The following is a 248-nucleotide window of genomic DNA, read 5'->3' as shown; positions in this document are numbered from 1 at the left end:
ACCGCTCATTGAGCCAGCAGGACGCCAAGGCAGCTTAAGCTCAAGGGCGGCACTCAAGAGCCCGCATCCTGGATGCGGGCTTTTTTTTGTCCGACGTTAGGGGGCGGCGCCTGGGAGACCGAGCGCCCCATAAGCCGTAAAGCACACAACAAATCAAATTCAGTTGGCGTCCAGCAACCCAATCGCCTCGGCGCTGCAGGCCTGGATCCGTGCCCAGTCACCATTCTTGATCCAGCTGCTATCGAGCA

At 59.3% G+C, this 248-nt stretch carries 1 pseudogene; it reads right to left on the bottom strand.

The annotated features are described in order from the left end of the window. Nucleotides 1–159 precede the first annotated feature (159 nt). Nucleotides 160–248 (bottom strand): annotated as a pseudogene (locus J5M56_RS26090) (keto-deoxy-phosphogluconate aldolase); the annotation flags it as partial.

Source organism: Pseudomonas sp. 51_B, assembly GCF_017491595.1.
In the GTDB taxonomy this organism is placed as follows: Bacteria; Pseudomonadota; Gammaproteobacteria; order Pseudomonadales; family Pseudomonadaceae; genus Aquipseudomonas; species Aquipseudomonas promysalinigenes.
This window is presented reverse-complemented; position numbering and strand designations above follow the sequence as displayed.